General features: G+C 57.0%; 16 protein-coding genes. 7 read left to right on the top strand and 9 right to left on the bottom strand.

Going from position 1 to position 19,427, the window contains the following annotated elements:
• Nucleotides 1-100 precede the first annotated feature (100 nt).
• Both mepK and AC6I79_RS12435 read left to right on the top strand, forming a co-directional pair.
• The gene (mepK, locus tag AC6I79_RS12440; protein WP_031279855.1) at nt 101-652 is read left to right on the top strand and encodes a peptidoglycan L,D-endopeptidase MepK; all 552 of its coding nucleotides are present in this window, start codon (nt 101-103) and stop codon (nt 650-652) included.
• Between the two features lie 36 nt (nt 653-688).
• The gene (locus tag AC6I79_RS12435) at nt 689-1,318 is read left to right on the top strand and encodes an MBL fold metallo-hydrolase (RefSeq protein ID WP_021508331.1); all 630 of its coding nucleotides are present in this window, start codon (nt 689-691) and stop codon (nt 1,316-1,318) included.
• Nucleotides 1,319-1,351: 33 nt separating this feature from the next.
• Here the strand turns inward: AC6I79_RS12435 and AC6I79_RS12430 are convergent, their stop codons facing one another.
• From AC6I79_RS12430 to pncB, 4 genes are all read right to left on the bottom strand, one after another.
• Nucleotides 1,352-2,542, bottom strand: a complete 1,191-nt coding sequence (locus AC6I79_RS12430) for an amino acid aminotransferase (protein ID WP_021508330.1) — start codon at nt 2,540-2,542, stop codon at nt 1,352-1,354.
• Between the two features lie 200 nt (nt 2,543-2,742).
• Nucleotides 2,743-3,843 carry a porin OmpC gene (gene ompC, locus AC6I79_RS12425; protein ID WP_328803090.1) on the bottom strand — a complete coding sequence of 367 codons (1,101 nt, stop codon included), beginning with the start codon at nt 3,841-3,843 and terminating at the stop codon, nt 2,743-2,745.
• A 300-nt stretch (nt 3,844-4,143) separates the two neighbouring features.
• The gene (gene asnS, locus AC6I79_RS12420; protein ID WP_159378302.1) at nt 4,144-5,544 is read right to left on the bottom strand and encodes an asparagine--tRNA ligase; all 1,401 of its coding nucleotides are present in this window, start codon (nt 5,542-5,544) and stop codon (nt 4,144-4,146) included.
• A gap of 155 nt (nt 5,545-5,699) precedes the next feature.
• Nucleotides 5,700-6,905, bottom strand: coding sequence for a nicotinate phosphoribosyltransferase (gene pncB / locus AC6I79_RS12415; RefSeq protein WP_059009047.1), 1,206 nt, complete (start codon nt 6,903-6,905; stop codon nt 5,700-5,702).
• Between the two features lie 245 nt (nt 6,906-7,150).
• Here pncB and pepN point away from each other — a divergent pair, with 245 nt between their 5' ends.
• Nucleotides 7,151-9,766, top strand: coding sequence for an aminopeptidase N (pepN, locus tag AC6I79_RS12410; protein ID WP_159378301.1), 2,616 nt, complete (start codon nt 7,151-7,153; stop codon nt 9,764-9,766).
• Nucleotides 9,767-9,845: 79 nt separating this feature from the next.
• Here the strand turns inward: pepN and ssuB are convergent, their stop codons facing one another.
• The 5 genes from ssuB to ssuE are packed head-to-tail and all read right to left on the bottom strand — an operon-like array spanning nt 9,846 to nt 14,114.
• Nucleotides 9,846-10,637: an aliphatic sulfonates ABC transporter ATP-binding protein gene (gene ssuB / locus AC6I79_RS12405; protein WP_021508325.1), complete on the bottom strand. Its 792-nt coding sequence runs from the start codon at nt 10,635-10,637 to the stop codon at nt 9,846-9,848.
• Nucleotides 10,634-11,425 carry an aliphatic sulfonate ABC transporter permease SsuC gene (gene ssuC, locus AC6I79_RS12400; RefSeq protein ID WP_498027314.1) on the bottom strand — a complete coding sequence of 264 codons (792 nt, stop codon included), beginning with the start codon at nt 11,423-11,425 and terminating at the stop codon, nt 10,634-10,636. The genes ssuB and ssuC overlap by 4 nt, the downstream gene beginning before the upstream one ends.
• A 10-nt stretch (nt 11,426-11,435) precedes the next feature.
• Nucleotides 11,436-12,581, bottom strand: a complete 1,146-nt coding sequence (gene ssuD / locus AC6I79_RS12395; protein ID WP_058775379.1) for an FMNH2-dependent alkanesulfonate monooxygenase — start codon at nt 12,579-12,581, stop codon at nt 11,436-11,438.
• Nucleotides 12,582-12,592: 11 nt separating this feature from the next.
• Nucleotides 12,593-13,552 carry a sulfonate ABC transporter substrate-binding protein gene (locus AC6I79_RS12390; RefSeq protein ID WP_498027313.1) on the bottom strand — a complete coding sequence of 320 codons (960 nt, stop codon included), beginning with the start codon at nt 13,550-13,552 and terminating at the stop codon, nt 12,593-12,595.
• A 10-nt stretch (nt 13,553-13,562) separates the two neighbouring features.
• Nucleotides 13,563-14,114: an NADPH-dependent FMN reductase gene (gene ssuE, locus AC6I79_RS12385; RefSeq protein ID WP_021508321.1), complete on the bottom strand. Its 552-nt coding sequence runs from the start codon at nt 14,112-14,114 to the stop codon at nt 13,563-13,565.
• 731 nt (nt 14,115-14,845) lie between these two features.
• Here ssuE and AC6I79_RS12380 point away from each other — a divergent pair.
• The 4 genes from AC6I79_RS12380 to pyrD all read left to right on the top strand — a co-directional run bounded on the left by AC6I79_RS12380 (nt 14,846) and on the right by pyrD (nt 19,392).
• Nucleotides 14,846-15,640, top strand: coding sequence for a hypothetical protein (locus AC6I79_RS12380; RefSeq protein WP_031279850.1), 795 nt, complete (start codon nt 14,846-14,848; stop codon nt 15,638-15,640).
• 102 nt (nt 15,641-15,742) lie between these two features.
• Nucleotides 15,743-17,260 carry a lipopolysaccharide biosynthesis protein gene (locus AC6I79_RS12375; protein WP_021508319.1) on the top strand — a complete coding sequence of 506 codons (1,518 nt, stop codon included), beginning with the start codon at nt 15,743-15,745 and terminating at the stop codon, nt 17,258-17,260.
• Nucleotides 17,257-18,261 carry a glycosyltransferase family 2 protein gene (locus AC6I79_RS12370; RefSeq protein ID WP_260641277.1) on the top strand — a complete coding sequence of 335 codons (1,005 nt, stop codon included), beginning with the start codon at nt 17,257-17,259 and terminating at the stop codon, nt 18,259-18,261. The genes AC6I79_RS12375 and AC6I79_RS12370 overlap by 4 nt, the downstream gene beginning before the upstream one ends.
• 120 nt (nt 18,262-18,381) lie before the next feature.
• A complete protein-coding gene (gene pyrD, locus AC6I79_RS12365; RefSeq protein WP_498027312.1) occupies nt 18,382-19,392 on the top strand; it encodes a quinone-dependent dihydroorotate dehydrogenase in 1,011 nt (336 codons plus the stop codon).
• The last annotated feature ends 35 nt before the right edge of the window (nt 19,393-19,427 follow it).

Below are 19,427 nucleotides of genomic sequence, written 5' to 3'. Positions count from 1 at the left end.
ACAGATTGCGGGTTGACTGCTCACCAGGCTGCGGTTACTGTTCGGCCTTGTGTACTTTTTGCACATATTTTTATCGTTTTAGATTAGGTAACCCCGCTTCATGGCTAATTTTGATTCTCAACGTCGTCGTTTATTGCTGCTGGGTGGCGCAGCGGCTGGATTGTCACTGCTGCCGGGTGCAGCGCTGGCGTCAGTTTCCACCTCCCGCCCCCGGGTATTAACGCTCAGTAACATGCATACCGGTGAAACCCTCAAAACTGAGTTTTTTAACGGTAAGAGTTATGACAAGGATGAGTTAGCTCGCTTAAACCACTTCTTCCGCGATTACCGCGCCAATCAGGTTAAACACATCGATCCGCATCTGTTTGACCAGCTGTATCGTTTGCAGACGCTGCTCAACACGCGCAAACCGGTGCAGCTGATCTCCGGCTACCGTACGCTGGCGACCAATAATATGCTGCGTGAATCGGGCCCTGGCGTGGCTAAACACAGCTATCACACCAAAGGGCAGGCGATGGATTTCCACATTGAGGGCATTTCTCTGAGCAATGTTCGCAAAGCGGCGTTATCTATGCGCGCCGGTGGTGTAGGATATTACCCGCGCAGCAACTTCGTACACATTGATACCGGGCCTGCAAGGCACTGGTCCTGATACCGGCAGCGCTGCGTGTGTCGGTCATGGAGCGCTATGAATTACCTGATTATTCCGGTCACCGCCTTTTCACAGAACTGTTCCGTTATCTGGGATGACGAGACGCAACAGGCTGCGCTGGTTGATCCCGGCGGCGATGCCGAAACCATTATTGCCGTGCTGGCGGAGCGAGGCTTAACGCCGTCGCAAATCCTGCTGACCCACGGCCATCTCGATCACGTCGGTGCCGCTGCGGAACTGGCGCAGCACTATCAGGTGCCGATCGTCGGGCCGCAGCCAGCCGATGCCTTCTGGCTCGATAACCTGCCCACTCAAAGCCGGATGTTTGGTTTGCCGGAGTGCGCGCCGCTGACGCCAGATCGCTGGCTGGAAGAGGGCGAAACGGTACAGCTGGGCAACGTGACGCTGGAAGTGCTGCACTGTCCAGGGCATACGCCTGGCCATATCGTGTTCTTTGACCGTGCTGGCCGTCTGCTGATCTCAGGTGATGTGATTTTTAACGGTGGCGTCGGGCGCACCGATTTTCCGCAGGGCAGCCACAGCGATCTAATCGCGGCCATCCGGGATAAACTTCTGCCGCTGGGTGATGATGTGACGTTTGTCCCTGGCCATGGCCCGATTTCCACCCTCGGCCACGAGCGCGTCAGTAATCCTTTCCTGCAATAATAAAAATGGGCCATCAGGCCCATTTTTCGTTGGTTACAGCACCGCGACGATGGCTTCGCACAGCGCCGACATATTATCCGGCGTCATGCCTGCCACGTTAACGCGACCGGAATTCACCGCATACACGCCAAACTCTTCACGCAGACGCACCACCTGATCTTTGGTCAGACCGCTGAACGAGAACATGCCGTTCTGTTTGATGATGAAGCTGAAATCGCGCTGTGCACCTTTCTCCGCCAGGGTATTCACAAACAGCTGACGCATGCGCTGAATGCGCTGACGCATGTCGGTCAGTTCCTGCACCCAGATGGTACGCAGCGCGTCGTTACCGAGAATGGTGGCGACCACGGCAGCACCGTGCGACGGCGGATTAGAGTAGTTGGCGCGGATGCTGTATTTCACCTGGCTGAATGCTGTCTTCGCCACGTCGGCCGTTGCCGCCACCAGCGTCAGCGCACCGACACGCTCGTTGTACAGACCAAAGTTCTTCGAGTAGGAGCTGGCGACGATCAATTCCTGATGGGACGCTGCGAAAATGCGCAGGCCTTCAGCATCTTCATCCAGACCGCGTGCGAAGCCCTGGTAGGCGAAGTCGAACAGCGGCAGCCAGCCTTTCTCCAGCGACAGCTGCGCCAGCTGTTGCCACTGGTCAGCGGTAGGATCGATACCGGTCGGGTTATGGCAGCAGCCATGGAACAGCACCACGTCGCCCGCCTGCGCTTCCTGCAGCGAGGCCAGCATGCCATCAAAGTCGAGGCTGTGGGTCGCCGCATCGTAATACTGGTAATCACACACTTCCAGACCGGCGGCGTTGAACACGTTTTTGTGGTTCGGCCAGCTGGGATTGCTCACCCAGACGCGTTTGACGTTGGTTTGCGTAGCGAGGAAATCCGCGGCGACGCGCAGTGCACCGGTACCGCCCGGCGTCTGCGCGGTGCAGGCGCGGCCAGCGCTAATCAGCGCGTTCTCTTTGCCAAACAGCAGTTCCTGCGTGCAGCGCGCGAAATCAGCCAGACCATCAATGCTGAGGTAGTTTTTGGTGGTCTCGTTCTCCAGCAGATACTGCTCAGCTTTTTTCACACTGGTCAGCACCGGCGTTTTGCCGGTTTCATCTTTATAAACACCAATGCCAAGATTGATTTTATTCGGGCGGTCGTCGGCGCGAAACAGGTCAGCCAGTCCCAGAATAGGATCGGCTGGTGCGGCAGAGATTGATTCAAACATGAGTCAGTTCCGTTTGGGTGAACTTTAGCAAAATGAGCTATCAGGTTAACGTCAGACGCAACGCTTGCCAACCGCTGACATAAAAAAGAAATAACTGTGGCGTATAAAGTAATGGCGCTAATCGGGAGCCCGATCACTGAAATGCAAAACGGAGCCCGAAGGCTCCGTTTCTGAGGTGTTACGCAGTTCGAATCGGCAGATTAGAACTGGTAAACCAGGCCAACGCCAACCACGTCGTCGGTGCTGATGCCCTTCGCACGGGTAAAGTCGTTGTCGTCCAGCAGGTTGATTTTGTAGTCAACATAGGTGGACATGTTTTTGTTGAAGTAGTAGTAGGTACCGACTTCGATGTATTTAACCAGGTCAGCATCGCCGCCAGCGAAGGTTGAACCGTTGCCAGTCGCGCCGCTCAGGTCCTTACCTTTAGACTGCAGGTAAGCGATGGATGGACGCAGACCGAAGTCGAACTGGTACTGAGCAACAACTTCGAAAGCCTGAACTTTGTTAGCAGTCTGGGTGTTGGTGCCACCGTAAGGCGTTGTGTTACGTGATTCACCGTAGAATGCAGCCAGGTATACGTTGTTCGCGTCATATTTCAGACCGAAACCGTAAGCGTCAGCTTTATCGCCGTTGCCATCAGTAACCTGTGCATCGGTACGGTCAGAAGAGAAGTATGCACCTACAGCACTGATGCCCATACCGGTGTCATACGCTACAGAAGAACCCCAGCCGTCGCCATTCTGGTTCAGGACGTCACGGCCTTCGTTTTTGCCCTGATACTGCACGGCAAAGCTCAGACCATCAACCAGACCGAAGAAGTTGCTGTTACGGTAGGTAGCCAGACCGTTTGAACGACCAACCATGAAGTTGTCGTTGTCCTGATACAGGGTATCGTCACCGAATACTGGCAGCTGGTCAGTGTAAGACATTGCGTCGTACAGAACACCGTAGTTACGGCCGTAGTCGAAGGAGCCCGCATCACCAAATTTCAGACCGGCAAAGCCCAGACGAGTTTTAGAGCCTTCGGTGCCCTGGTTCTCAGTCACGTTAGCCTGAATGTTGTATTCCCACTGGCCGTAACCGGTCAGCTGGTCGGTAATCTGAGTTTCACCCTTGAAGCCAAAACGAACATAAGATTTGTCGCCGTCATCACCAGCGTTGTCAGAGAACTGATGACGCGCATCAACTTTACCGTAGAGGTCCAGTTTGTTGCCGTCTTTATTATAAATTTCTGCTGCGTTTGCTGCGCCGGCAGCTAACAGAGCAGGGATAACCACTGCAAGAATGTTGCGCTTCATCATTATTTATTACCCTCATTGGAGTTATTTGGACATCTGCCACTGCCGTCAAGAAACCTTTACGGGAACCTTGAAAGAAGTTTGATGTCTCCTGTGTCTGCACGCATCTTTCCATCACGGGGTTGCTAATTCTAGCCCGAAAATGATTCAATTCTCGTAATTGCGTATCAAAAAGCAAAATTGTATTACAATTTGTAAAATATCGGGAACTTTGTGAGAGAACTCAAAATTTACAAAAATAAAAAAAGGCCGGCAGGGCCGACCTCAATATATATATGAATTTCTTATATTTAATCTTAAATCTTAGAAATTCGCGTTACGTGGCGTGCGTGGGAACGGGATAACGTCTCTTACATTTTGTACGCCGGTGACATAGGCGATCAAACGTTCGAAACCTAAACCGAAGCCGGCATGTGGCACGGTGCCATAGCGACGCAGGTCACGATACCACCAGTAATCTTCTTTATTCAGGCCCATTTCAGCGAGGCGTGCATCCAGTACATCAAGACGCTCTTCACGCTGGGAACCGCCGATGATTTCACCGATGCCCGGTGCCAGCACGTCCATCGCCGCCACGGTTTTACCGTCGTCGTTCATACGCATGTAGAACGCTTTGATATCTTTCGGGTAGTTCTTCACTACCACCGGCGCTTTAAAGTGTTTCTCCGCCAGATAACGCTCGTGTTCGGAAGAGAGATCGACGCCCCATGACACCGGGTTCTCGAAGCTCTGGCCGCTTTTCAGCAGGATGTCGACGGCGTCGGTGTAGTCTACCTGGGCGAAATCCGTGGTGATGAAGCGCTCCAGACGGGCGATGGCTTCTTTATCCACGCGCTCGGCGAAGAACGCCATATCATCAGCGCGCTCTTCCAGTACCGCTCTAAACACATACTTCAGCATCGCTTCCGCCAGCGCAGCCGCATCGTCCAGCGTAGCGAACGCCACTTCCGGCTCCAGCATCCAGAATTCCGCTAAGTGACGGCTGGTATTCGAGTTTTCGGCACGGAACGTTGGACCAAAGGTGTACACTTTGGACAGTGCACAGGCGTAGGTCTCGGCGTTCAGCTGGCCGGAAACGGTCAGGAAAGCCTCTTTACCAAAGAAGTCTTTATCGAAATCGACTTTGCCCTGCGGGTCGCGCGGCAGGTTTTCCAGATCCAGCGTTGAGACGCGGAACATCTCGCCGGCACCTTCGGTGTCAGAGGCGGTGATCAGTGGCGTGGAGACCCAGAAATAGCCGTTTTCATGGAAGAAGCGATGCAGCGCCTGCGCCAGCGTATGACGTACGCGCGCCACGGCACCGACAATATTGGTGCGCGGACGCAGGTGCGCCACTTCACGCAGGTATTCGATGCTGTGACGTTTAGCTGCCATCGGATAGGTATCCGGATCGTCCACCCAGCCGGTGACTTCAACCTGGGTCGCCTGCAGTTCGAATGCCTGGCCTTCACCCGGCGACTCCACCACTTTACCGGTGACGATCACCGAACAGCCGGTGGTCAGACGCAGCACTTCATCCTGATAATTATTCAGAGAATTATTGACGACGGCCTGAACGGGATTAAAGCAGGAACCGTCATAAACGGCGATGAAGGAAAGACCGGCTTTGGAATCTCTTCGGGTACGTACCCAACCACGTACGGTGACTTCACTGTCAACCGCGACACGGCCGTGCAGTACATCCGCTACAGGCACTACGCTCATAAAAATCTCTCTATATAAATGAAGATGGAGTGAAATAAGCCCCATTCCGGGGTTTAGCTATGTTACTTGCGAGCCACCAGGAAACAAGCAAAATTGCCGGAGAATAAAGAGATTTTCTGGCGCAGAGCAGGGCGCAAGCACCCTGCTCAGGCCAATTAGCTGGCGCGTTTGACCAGCGGCAGGTCGAAGGCTTTGCGCAGGGCGCGCACGAAGGCTTTATCCTGGCAGATGGTTTTACCGGGACTGTCGGAGAGTTTGGCCACCGGTTTGCCGTTGCAGCTCACCAGTTTGATCACGATATTCAAAGGCGTGACGCCGGGAATATCGCAGGTGAGGCGGGTGCCGATGCCAAATACCACGTTCGCGCGCTGACCGAAATGCCGATACAGCGCCAGCGCTTTATCGAGGTTGAGATTGTCGGAGAACACCAGCGTTTTGCTGAGCGGATCGATATTCAGCCGCTGATAATGCGCAATGGCTTTTTCTCCCCACTCCACCGGATCGCCCGAATCATGGCGCAGGCCCTGATAGCGATGGGCAAAACCGGGGCCGAAATCACGCAGGAAGGCGTCCATCGTGATGCAGTCGGTCAGGGCAATGCCGAGCTGGTTATCGTACTCATCCAGCCACGACTGCAGCGCCGCGCGCTGGCTGTTGGCCAGTACCGGGCTGATCTGCTGATGTGCCTGGAACCATTCGTGTGCCTGGGTTCCGACCGGGTTAAGCTGCAACCGGCGCGCCAGATCGTAGTTACTGGTGCCCAGCAGCCACGGGAATTCGTTTTTCAGCGTGCTGACAATCGCTTCCTGCACCGCGCGCGAATAACGACGGCGTGTGCCAAAGTCCATTAGCTGGAAGCGCGACATATCGAGATCACCCACCTGCTCACGGAAGTGCACCAGCTTCTGCTGCAGATGCGCCACCGCCTGTTCCGCGCCGCTTTCCGGCGTCCGGTGACGGTGTACCACTTCGCTGATCAGCGCCAGCAGTGGCACTTCCCACAGAATCACTTCACGCCACGGGCCGCGAATCTGTATGCGCAGATGCCCGTGATCGTCGCGCACCTCAACCTGCGAGGCATCGAAGCGGAACTGGCGTAGCCAGTCGAGATAATCCTGCTGGAAAAACGGTAAGCTGCTGAGGTAACGATATTCGTCATCGCTCAGCGCCAGAGATTGCATGGCAGTAATTTGCGTGCGGATGGCGTCGGCATACTGGCCGAGCTGCTCATCGCTGCGGCAGCGAAATTCTGCCGTTACCGGGACATCGTAGTAACGATGATAAACGGCCTGCTGCATGTGAAGCTTATAGGCATCGGTATCAAGCAGCGTGGTCAAAATCGGGGAAGCGTGTCCAGTCATGGTGCGTTTCAGCATCCTCTTCCGCGGAGCAGAGCCCGGTATTCAACAAAGTCATAAAGACGCAGGAGTATAAAACAGTAATCACCGCGATCACACCATAATTGCAGGTGACAGGTCGAGGGTCATTTGTGCCATTGTTAATGAATTGTAGACTTTTGGCGCAACGCACGCATTGTGCGTGGCAACCCGGGCGCAACCCGCTTAGACTCTGAGGGTTGACTATATTAACGATGCGAGAAGGATTTATGACGCAACAGCCGCAAATTAAATATCGCCACGACTACCGGGCGCCGGACTACACCATCACCGATATCGACCTGACGTTTGATCTTGATGCGGCCACCACGCGCGTCACCGCCGTCAGTCAGGTAAAACGCCTTGGCGCGCAGCAGGCTGAACTGCGTCTGGACGGTGAAGCGCTGACGCTGCTGTCGCTGGCGGTGGATGGCAATCCGTGGCCGCACTACCGCGAAGAGCAGGGCGCACTGATCATCAGCCAGCTGCCGGACAACTTTACCCTGACCATCATTAATGAAATCCATCCGGATAAAAACACCGCGCTGGAAGGGCTGTATAAATCCGGCGAGGCGCTCTGCACCCAGTGTGAAGCCGAAGGCTTCCGGCATATCACCTGGTATCTCGATCGCCCGGACGTGCTGGCGCGCTTCACCACTACCCTGATCGCCGACGCGGCTAGCTATCCGTACCTGCTGTCCAACGGTAACAAGCTGGCGAGCGGTCAGCACGAGGATGGGCGTCACTGGGTGAAATGGCAGGATCCGTTCCCGAAACCCTGCTACCTGTTTGCGCTGGTCGCCGGCGATTTCGATGTGCTGCGTGACAGCTTTACCACCCGTTCCGGCCGTAACGTGGCGCTGGAAATTTTTGTCGATCGCGGCAACCTCGACCGCGCGGACTGGGCGATGACCTCGCTCAAAGCCAGCATGAAATGGGACGAAGAGCGTTTCGGCCTCGAATATGACCTCGATATCTTTATGATCGTCGCGGTGGATTTCTTCAACATGGGCGCGATGGAGAATAAAGGCCTCAACGTCTTCAACTCCAAATACGTGCTGGCCAAAGCGGAAACCGCCACCGACAAAGATTATCTCGGCATTGAAGCCGTGATTGGTCACGAATATTTCCACAACTGGACCGGCAACCGCGTGACCTGCCGCGACTGGTTCCAGCTCAGCCTGAAAGAGGGTCTGACGGTCTTCCGCGATCAGGAGTTCAGCTCCGATCTCGGCTCGCGCGCGGTCAACCGTATTGATAATGTGCGCGTGATGCGCGGCGCGCAGTTCGCCGAGGATGCCAGCCCGATGGCCCATCCGATCCGCCCGGATCAGGTGATTGAAATGAACAACTTCTACACCCTGACGGTGTATGAGAAGGGTTCTGAAGTGATTCGCATGCTGCACACGCTGCTGGGTGAAGAGCAGTTCCAGCAGGGGATGCAGCTCTATTTCGAGCGTCACGATGGCAGCGCCGCCACCTGTGATGATTTCGTGCAGGCGATGGAAGATGCCTCCAACGTCGATTTGTCACAGTTCCGCCGCTGGTACAGTCAGTCGGGCACGCCGGTGCTGACGGTGCGTGATGACTACAACCCGGAGCTGGAGCAGTACACGCTGCACGTCACGCAGCACACGCCCCCGACCGCCGATCAAAAAGAGAAGCTGCCGCTGCACATTCCGCTGGATATCGAACTGTATGACGGCGAAGGCAAGGTCATTCCGTTGCAGCACAACGGTCATCCGGTTCATCACGTGCTGAACGTCACCGACGAGTTCCAGACCTTCATTTTCGACAACGTCTATTTCCAGCCGGTGCCGTCGCTGCTGCGGGAATTCTCCGCACCGGTGAAGCTCGACTATAAATGGAGCGATGCGCAGCTGACTTTCCTGATGCGCCACGCGCGCAATGACTTCTCGCGCTGGGATGCGGCGCAAAGCCTGCTGGCGACGTATATCCGCCTCAACGTGGCGCGCCATCAGCAGGGCCAGCCGCTGTCGCTGCCGCTGCACGTCGCCGATGCTTTCCGCGCGGTGCTGCTGGATGAGCAGGGCGATCCGGCGCTGATGGCGCTGATCCTTACGCTGCCGTCAGAGAACGAGATTGCCGAACTGTTCGAGGTGATCGACCCGCTGGCGATTGCCGCAGTGCGCGCGGCGCTGGTGCGCACGCTGGCGAATGAGCTGAGCGATGAGTTTTACGCGGTGTATCTCGCCAACCAGAGCAGCGACTACAAAGTCGAGCATGCCGAGATCGGCAAGCGCGCGCTGAAGAATGTCTGCCTGAGTTATCTGGCGTTTGCGGACGCGGAGCAGGCCAGCAAACTGGTGCAGGCGCAGTACGACAAAGCCAGCAACATGACCGATGCGCTGGCCGCGCTGTCAGCGGCGGTGGCGGCGCAGTTGCCGTGCCGTGATGCGCTGCTGGCGGCGTACGACGAGCGCTGGCATCAGGATGGTCTGGTGATGGATAAGTGGTTTATGTTGCAGGCCACCAGCCCGGCGGCAGACGTGCTGAGCAAGGTTCGTAGCTTGCTGACGCATCGTTCGTTCACCATGGGTAACCCGAACCGCATCCGTTCATTGATTGGCGCGTTTGCCTCGGCCAACCCGGCAGCCTTCCACGCCAAAGATGGCAGCGGCTACCAGTTCCTGGTGGAAATGCTGACCGATCTCAACCGCCGCAACCCGCAGGTGGCAGCGCGCATGATTGAGCCGCTGATTCGTCTGAAGCGTTATGGTGCCGAACGTCAGGCGCTGATGCGTCAGGCGCTGGAGACGCTGAAAGGGCTGGAGAATCTGTCCGGCGATCTGTACGAGAAGATCACCAAAGCGCTGAACGCGTAAGAAAACAATGCGCAATAAATTGCGCCGCTACAAAGTGTTGCAATCCTCTGTAGCGGCGCGATTTATCGCGCGTCCTGAATTAACGCTGCTGCGCGAACTGCAGGGGCTGCTCTGAGGTTCCCCGCTTCATCACCCGATCCAGCACCTCGGCCTCCAGCTCAGCAAGGCGCGCCGATCCTTTGCGGCGCGGACGCGGTAAATCCACCGCCAAATCCAGCCCGATCTGACCCTCTTCAATCAGCAATACGCGATCGGCCATCGCCACCGCTTCGCTGACATCGTGCGTCACCAGCAACACGGTAAAATTATGCTGCTGCCAGAGCGACTCAATCAGGCCCTGCATTTCAATGCGCGTCAGCGCATCAAGTGCGCCGAGCGGTTCATCGAGCAGCAGCAGGCCGGGACGATGAATCAGCGCCCGCGCCAGTGCCACCCGCTGTTTCTGTCCGCCGGAGAGCGCTGCCGGCCACTCATGTGCACGATCGGCCAGACCGACCGCCGCCAGCGCTTCCAGCGCGGCGCTGCGCCACTCGCGGCCTTTCAGACCGAGGCCAACGTTATCGATCACTTTCTTCCACGGCAGCAGACGCGCATCCTGAAACATCAGGCGGGTATCTTCGCGCGCCTCGGCCAGCGGCGCGTTGCCCGCCAGCAGTTCACCGTGCGTGGTGGATTCCAGCCCGGCCAGCAGGCGCAGCAGGGTACTTTTACCGCAGCCGCTGCGGCCGACCACCGCGACAAACTGGCCGGCCGGAATATGTAAATCGATATGATTCAGGATGGTGCGATTGCCATACTGCTTGGTGACGCCATTGACGCCTACCGGGGTACCGCGGTTCAGACGCGCCGGGCTTAGCGTTGCGTTGCTCATGCGTTCTCCTCCTTCAATTGGTAAGCCGGATGCCAGCGCAGCCAGACACACTCCAGCAGCTGTGCCGTCACGTCGGCCAGTTTGCCCAGCAGGGCATAGAGAATGATGGCGACCACCACCACATCGGTTTGCAGAAACTCACGGGCGTTCATTGCCAGATAGCCAATACCGGAGTTGGCCGAGATGGTTTCGGCCACGATCAGCGTCAGCCACATCAGACCGAGGGCAAAGCGCACGCCAACCATGATTGACGGCAACGCGCCCGGCAAAATCACCTGAATAAACAGGCTCCAGCCGGAGAGACCATAGCTGCGCGCCATCTCCACCAGGCCGCGGTCAATATTCCGTATGCCGTGATAGGTATTGAGGTAGATAGGGAACAGGGTGCCGAGCGCCACAAGAAAAATTTTGGCTGACTCGTCGATGCCGAACCACAGAATTACCAGCGGGATCAGCGCCAGGTGCGGCACGTTACGCAGCATCTGCACCGAGGTATCCAGCAACCGTTCGCCGGTGCGCGACGTGCCGGTAATCAGCCCGAGAATCAGGCCAATCGAACCGCCAATGGCAAAGCCGATTGCCGCTCGCCAGCCGCTGATGGCGAGGTGTTGCCACAACTCACCGCTGGCCGCGAGATGCCAGAAAGTGATGACAATATTCTCCGGCGAGGGCAGGATGCGCGTCGACAGCCAGCCGGCCTGTGAGGCAATCTGCCACACCACCACCAGCAGCACCGGCAGCGCCCACGGCAGCAGGGCATTGCTCAGCTGTTTATTGACCTTTGCCATACGCGACTCCTTAACTCTGCGCGACTTTTTGCGGGGTGAAATCATTAGCGACCGCTTCACCGTGCGCCTGCACCACGCGGGGTTGCGGGATTTCCGGCACGGCCAGGTCGAGATGCGGGAACAGCAGCTCGCCCACGCGATAGGCCTCTTCCAGATGCGGATAGCCAGACAGAATGAAGGTTTCGATGCCGAGATCCTGATACTCCTGCATACGCGCCGCGACCGTCGGACCGTCGCCCACCAGTGCAGTCCCGGCACCGCCGCGTACCAGACCGACGCCGGCCCACAGGTTTGGGCTGATCTCCAGCCGATCGCGCCGTCCGCCGTGCAGCGCGGCCATGCGCTGCTGACCGACTGAATCGGTGCGGGCAAAAGCCGCCTGCGCTTTAGCAATGGTGGCATCGTCAAGATGGGCGATGAGCCGGTCTGCCGCCTGCCATGCTTCCTCATTGGTTTCACGCACAATCACGTGCAGACGAATGCCGAAGCGCACCGTGCGCCCCTGCGCCGCCGCTTTGGCGCGCACCTGTTCAATCTTCTCTTTGACCAGCGCCGGCGGTTCGCCCCAGGTCAGATAGACATCCACCTGCTCCGCGGCCAAATCCTGCGCGGCATCCGATGAGCCACCAAACCACAGCGGTGGACGTGGCTGCTGCACCGCTTTAAACATCAATCGTGCACCGCGCACTTTGACGTACTTGCCTTCGTAATCGACCGTTTCGCCTTCACTCACCCGGCGCCAGACCCGGGTAAACTCCGCAGATTCGGCATAACGCTCGCGGTGATCGAGGAAAACGCCGTCGCCCGCCAGCTCTTCCGGATCGCCGCCGGTGACGAGGTTAAACAGCGCGCGCCCGTTGGAGAGACGATCGAGCGTGGCGGCCTGCCGTGCGGCCTGCGTCGGGGAAATCACTCCCGGGCGCAGCGCCACCAGAAAACGCAGGCGCTGCGTCACCGGAATCAGGGATGCGGCCACCAGCCATGCATCTTCACACGACCGGCCGGTGGGGATCAGCACGCCACCAAAACCGAGGCGATCGGCGGCCTGCGCCACCTGTTGCAGATAACCGTGGTCCACCGGGCGCGCGCCTTCGGCGGTACCGAGATAGTGGCCGTCGCCGTGGGTGGGAAGAAACCAGAATACGGATACGCTCATGATAAATTTCCTTATGGCCGGGCCGGCTGTGGCTGCCAGATGCGATCGGCAATGGTGACTTTGACCGGCATTAAATGGTTGGCATAAAACAGATCGGCAGTTTGCTGTTGGGCCTGCGCCGTGTGGGCGCTGACCGGCGTAATGGTGGTCGGAGGACGATGGTCAAGGTAGCTGGCGATAACTGACTTCGGCAGGCCCATCGCCTGTGCCAGCAGATCGATACTTTGCTGGCGCTGGCTACGCGTCAGCGCGTCGGCTTCGCTAAAGGTGTGCAGCACCTGCTGCACGAAGTCACCGTGATCGGTAGCAAAGCTGCGCGTGGCGAGATAGAACGAACCGGTCTGATTCAGCTTGCTACCGTCCACCAGCACACGGACGTTGCCCTGCAGCAGCGCAGCGGAATAGTAGGGGTCCCAGATCGCCCAGGCGTCAACATCGCCCTGCTGAAACGCGGCGCGCGCATCGGCTGGCGTCAGATAAGTCGGCTGAATATCGTTAAAGCTCAGCCCGGCCTGTTCCAGCGCGCGCAGCAGCAGATTGTGCGAACTGGAGCCTTTCTGGAACGCCACTTTATGGCCTTTCAGTTGCGCCACGCTGTGGATGGGACTGTCCTTCGGCACCAGAATCACTTCAGCCTGCGGCTTAGGTGGCTCCGAGCCGACATACAGCAAATCCGCCCCGGCGGCCTGAGCAAACAGCGGCGGGATATCACCGGTGCTGCCCAGGTCAATGCTGCCCACGTTCAGTGCCTCAAGCATTTGCGGACCGGCCGGAAACTCGATCCACTGAATGTTGGTGGCCGGGAAGCGCTGCTCCAGCAGCCGATGCGATTTGGCCAGCACCATGCTGACCGATCCTTTCTGATAGCCGATACGGAATTGTGCTGGCGCTTCGGCAGCCTGAGCCGTGAGGGTCAGGGCAAACAGCGCGGTAACGGTCGGCAGCAGCCAGCGGGTTAACATCCTTTTCATCGCAGTTCCTTTATACAGCCTGAGCATAGGGTTGATGACGACGGTGCAGCGCCTGCCAGAAGGTTTCCAGCGCCTCATCAATGCGCTCGCTCAGCAGCGCATCCAGCTCAGGCTGGCGGTCGTAATGGGTGATCTGCGTATCACTGGCGAACACGCCGTGCAGAACTTCCTGCGCTTTCAGCGCGTTCAGCACCGGTTTCAGCGCGTAGTCAACGGCCAGCATGTGCGCCACGCTGCCGCCGCTCGCCAGCGGCAACACCACTTTATGTTCCAGCGCCCGCTCTGGCAGCAGGTCGAGCAGGGTTTTCAGCGCACCTGAGAAAGAGGCTTTATAAATCGGTGTGGCGACGATCAGCCCCTCCGCGAGCGCTAAATCCGCTTTCAGCGCGGTCAGTGCCGGTGAGTCAAAGCGCGCATACAGCAAATCTTCCGGCTGAAAGTTGTGAATATTCCACGGAATCACCTCAACGCCACGCGCTTCCAGCGCCCGCTGGCACACACTCAGCAGCGCCGTAGAACGTGAAGGAAAACGCGGACTCCCCGCCAGCGTAATAACCCGCATGGTCACTCCTTATAACTGAAAGTTATTGATTAGCAATTATTGAGAACTGATGCATTCAATCCTGACAGAGCAGGCGGCGAGGCGTAAATGATTTATCCGGCAATGGATAGCCGTCAGGCGGGAATAGCGCCCTCTTATAAAGGAAGGGAAAAGCGCCTCTAAGGTTAATCTGAATTGCACCCGCAGATTGCCGGGTTTTCATTAGCGGCTTCCGTCACGGGCAAGGTGAGAATGATTAAAAGCGCTGTTGCCTGGTTAAATCAGAGGTGTAACCGTCGACACATATCGCCGGGCGCGCCATTGTCGTCAGGCTTAAGAAGAAATAGATGAGGTAATTTAAGGAGTAGCAAACAAACGCTGACGTAAGTTTAAAGCGGGCACCAGGATTTTTCGTAGTGGCTGTTTAGAATGTTCCATTTTAAGCTGGTCTCAAATTAGCGAGTAAGTGTGTCAAAGCGTGGCGTTTTATTAAAATCGCACCGTTTAACGCGTTTCCTGTTACCGATATTACGTATTACTTCAGCACTCTGGCCGGGATTGCTTCAGTTGCGCTTAACAATAAACGGTAAATTATCAGCCAGTCTGGCAAGGGCCAATAGTCATGCCGTCGGCGGGCTGTTTATAATTGATTGAGTTTTCTTACGCTAAAAAAAAGTCACTGCCTTATTTGCGCCTTAATTGGGCGGATTTTTGTCTGGCCATTATTCAGTATTATTTTTAGGGAGAGGAATATGGGAAGGTCTGCTCTGTTAGTGCACCCGGCTGAGCCGGTTGCCGCTCAGCCCGCGCGCGTCGCGGCTGATAACGTTAATCCACTATTGTGTTATCTGCTGCAGCCGGATGCCGCGCACAGCCAGTTTACCGCTGTGCCACAGCCAGCGGCGGAGAGCGTCAGCGACGACGCGTTCTTACTGTTTGCCGCCGACGGCTTTGCGCCCTCTGCTGCACTGTTGCAGGAAGTGGCAACGCTCAGCCATCAGCGCCCGGAGCTCAACTGCATGCTGGTTTCACTGGCACCACGCGCACTGAGCAGCGGCCTGCAGTCGTCGCTGCAGCTGTTCCAGCAGCTGCAGGCGCAGCGCCTGTGGCAGCAGAATAACTATGCGGTCATCCTGCGCGCCGCGCTGGTGAAAAATGCCGCTCCGCTGGTACGCATTCAGGATGTGATGCTGGCCGGCCTGTTAAATACGCAAACGGTATGGCTGCTGGATGCTCGCGCTGAGCATGAGGTCACCACGGTTAATCCGCCACCCAGCTATCAGCAATTTATGACGGAGTATGAAAAGGTCACCCGTTTGTCACACTTTATTCCTGAGCGAAACCGCTATCGCCAGAGTTATTTACGCAGCGGGTTATTACAGCTGGTACAGCAGGAATTAAACGCTGAAACGCAGTTCTCTAATAATGTGCGGCACGCGGTGCGCTACTTTGCCGATCAGTTTTCACCGCAGAGCACAATGGAAAAACTGTTACTGAAACAGCCCGACCTCTATTTCTCACTGATGAAAATGAGAAAAAGCCGCTGAGATAGCGCCAGCGTTAATTTTAAGAATTACTCCCGTGGGCGCTGAGGTATTTTTGTGTCACGCTGTTAACACTGAGAAAAATACCCAGACGCCAGAGTTTTTATGTCTATCAAACGTAACGCGATTGCCAACTATGTTGGCCAGATCTATCTGACGCTGTCAGGTATTTTAGTAGTTCCCCTGTATATTCAGCATTTAGGTATGGAAGCTTACGGCCTCGTGGGCTTCTTTTCTATATTGCTGACCTGGCTGCAGCTGCTGGACGCGGGCGTTTCAACCACGCTGATGCGCGAGGCGGCACGCTACCGGGCAAATCAGGCAGAATTTGTCTGGTTTCCGGCGCTGTTTGCCACGCTGACCCGCTTCTTCCTGTTCTCCACCCTGGTGCTGGTGGTGCTCGGCTGGCTGGCGACGCCATGGATTGCCACGCACTGGCTGGATGCGCAGCACTTGCCCGCCAGTGATGTGGTAGTTGCCGTGGCGATCATGGTGATCACCGCCGCGATTCGCTGGCGTACCAGCCCGTATCGCAGCGTGATTGTCGGTTTTGAGCATCAGGTCTGGCTCAACGGCGTGAACCTGATCATTACCACGCTGCGTACTTTTGGCGCGGTACTGGTGATCCAGCTGTTCCCGAATCCGCTGCTGACCTTCTTTATCTGGCAATTGCTGGTGTCGATTGCCGAAGCCGCCTGCTGTATCTGGAAATCCTGTCAGCTGGTGCCCCGCGCAGCGCGCAAAGAGAAGCGCGACGATCTGAAAGGCGTGCTCAAACCCTTTATCCGCTTTGCGCTGAGCGCCGCCTTCTCCAGCGCCGTGTGGACCTTTATTTCGCAGATTGACCGGCTGGTGCTGTCAAAAACCCTGCCACTGAGTGAATACGGCTCGTTCACCGTGGTCGCCACGGCCGCGACCGGTATCCTGCTGCTGAGCAGTCCGATTATGCAGGCGATTGTGCCGCGCATGACCGGCATGAAAACCCGTCAGCAGGGCGATGCCGAATCGCTGAAGCTCTATCGCTATACCACCCAGGCGGTGGCAATTTTTATGGCCCCGCTCAGCATCACCATTGCCTGCTATGCCGGACCGCTACTGTGGGCGTGGACGCAGAAACCGCAAATTGTCGAAGAGATGGCGTTTGTGCTTAGCCTGTATGCGCTCGGCAGCGGTATCCAGGCGATCTGCGGCCTGCTGTATCACCTGCAATACGTCAACGGCAATCTGAAACTGCACATGCAGGGATTCACCTGTTTTGCCGTCGTGCTGGTGCCGCTCAACATCTGGTGTGCCGTCCATTACGGGGCGCTGGGCACCGGCTGGCTGTGGCTGGGGCAGAACATCTTCTATTTAGTTGGCTGGGCGTGGCTGGTGCATCGCCGCTTTGCGCCGGGCATCCATTTCAGCTGGCTGACGCGCGACGTAGCGCTGATTTGGGCGGTGTCGGCGCTGATTGCCTGGCTCAGCACGCTGCTGCCCATTGAGTGGAACCAGAATCGCTGGATCAACCTGCTGTGGCTGGGGCTGATCGGGGCCTTTAACCTTGGCGTGTGCTGTCTGTTACATAGCCTGGTGCTAAAACGCCTGCGCGCGCCGCTTGTTAACGCAGAGGAAAGAGGATGAGCATGACATCACGCCGCACGCCGACGGTTTCGGTAATTATCCCTAACTGGAACTGCGCGCCCTGGCTGCCGGAAACCCTGGGGTCGCTGCTTCGCCAGTCATCGCCGCCGGAAGAGATCATCATTATTGATGATGGCTCGAGTGATGACAGCGTGGCCTGGCTGACGGCGTTTGCTGCGCAGCATCCGCAGGTGACGCTGCTGAGTGGTGGACGCGGCGGCGTCAGTGCCGCGCGCATGAAGGGGCTGGCCGCAGCCAGCGGCGATTTCGTCTATTTTATGGATGCCGACGACTTCGTCTCGACCGAACTGTTCGCCGATTTCCGCCGCGTGCAGGCGCGTCACCCGGAGATTGATCTGTTCTGCTTTGGCGCGAAGATGTTTTTCGACCTGCCAGCGCCGCAGCGCCATTATCAGACCATCCATCAGCGCCACGTCAGCGGCCTGCTGCCGGGCGGCAGCGCCACGCTGCGCACGCTGATTCAGCATCAGTCGGCGCATCGGGTGATCTGGAGCAGCATCATCTCGCGTCACCTGATTGACCAGCTCGATCTGCAGTTTCTGCCGATCCAGAACCATGAAGACGCGCCCTTTATGTTTGCCCTTTATCTGCAGGCGCGCGCGCTGTACTGCACCAGCCAGAGCTACTACTACAAACGCTTTATGCTGAGTTCACTGTCGCAGAGCACGCGCGACTTCTCATGGGTGAAAAATTACTTTATCGCCCGCGCTGGCAGTGAGCAGTTCCTGCAGCAGCAGCAACTGCCGCACGATGAGGCGCTGCTGGACGATTATTACCAGACGGTGATGCACGGCTGCCTGACGCAAATCCGCAAAAATCACATGACGGTGCCCGCCGAGTGGCAGCCGCAGGTGAATCAACTGGTGCGTAAAGTGTTACAGCACAACGCGCGACTGAAACTGCTGTGGTATTGCCCGGCGATTTATAGCGGTTTGCAGGCCTGCCGCGATCGTCTGGGACGCTATTCCGCCCGACGCTGATACCGATCAAATTGTTGCATCCCAGAGTAATTTACTTTTGCGCCAGAGCACCTTACCATTCTGGCGCACAAATTCCCGTGCACCCGACTTTCACGAAGCTTCCGCCATTCAGGAGAGTGCATGCTATATCCTATCGTCCGGCCGGCGCTGTTTAAGCTCGATCCAGAGCGCGCGCACGAACTCACCTTTCAACAGTTACGCTTCATCAGCGGCACGCCGCTGGAAGGGCTGATTCGTCAGTCGCTGCCGTCACGCCCGGTGACCTGTATGGGGCTGACCTTTCCGAACGCGCTGGGTCTGGCTGCGGGTCTGGATAAGAACGCGGAGTGCATTGATGCCTTTGGCGCCATGGGCTTTGGCTTTGTCGAAGTGGGCACGGTGACGCCACGCGCGCAGCCGGGCAATCACAAACCCCGCATGTTCCGGCTGGTGGCGGCGGAAGGTATCATCAACCGCATGGGGTTTAATAATCTCGGCGTCGATCACCTGGTAGAGAATGTGAAAAAGGCGCGCTTTAAAGGCGTGCTCGGCATCAATATTGGTAAAAATAAAGACACGCCGGTAGAGCAGGGCAAAGACGATTATCTGACCTGCATGGAAAAGGTGTATGCGCACGCCGGTTATATTGCCATCAATATTTCCTCACCGAATACCCCCGGATTACGTTCGCTGCAATATGGCGAAGCACTGGACGATCTGCTGTCGGCGATTAAATTAAAACAGCGGGCGCTGCAGGAAAGCCATCTGAAATATGTGCCGGTGGCGGTGAAGATCGCGCCGGATCTTTCTGAAGAAGAATTGATCCAGGTTGCCGACAGTTTAGTGCGTCACGAAATAGACGGCGTGATCGCCACCAATACCACGCTCGATCGTTCGCTGGTGAGCGGGTTAAAATATGCCGACGAAGCGGGGGGATTAAGTGGCCGTCCGGTACAGTCGCGCAGCACCGAGGTGATTCGCCGTCTGGCGCAGGAGCTGCAGGGACGTCTGCCTATTATTGGCGTCGGCGGCATTGATTCGCTGGTCGCGGCACGGGAAAAAATGGCGGCTGGCGCAACGCTGGTGCAGATATACTCCGGCTTTATTTATAAAGGTCCGGGTTTAATTAAAGATATCGTGACCCATCTCTAAGACATTTCTCACTTTCCCTGGCCGGGGGGTTTATT

It is taken from the genome of gamma proteobacterium symbiont of Scutellera amethystina (assembly GCF_059730845.1).
Note: the sequence above shows the minus strand (reverse complement) of the source record. Positions and strands in the feature narration are given on the sequence as shown.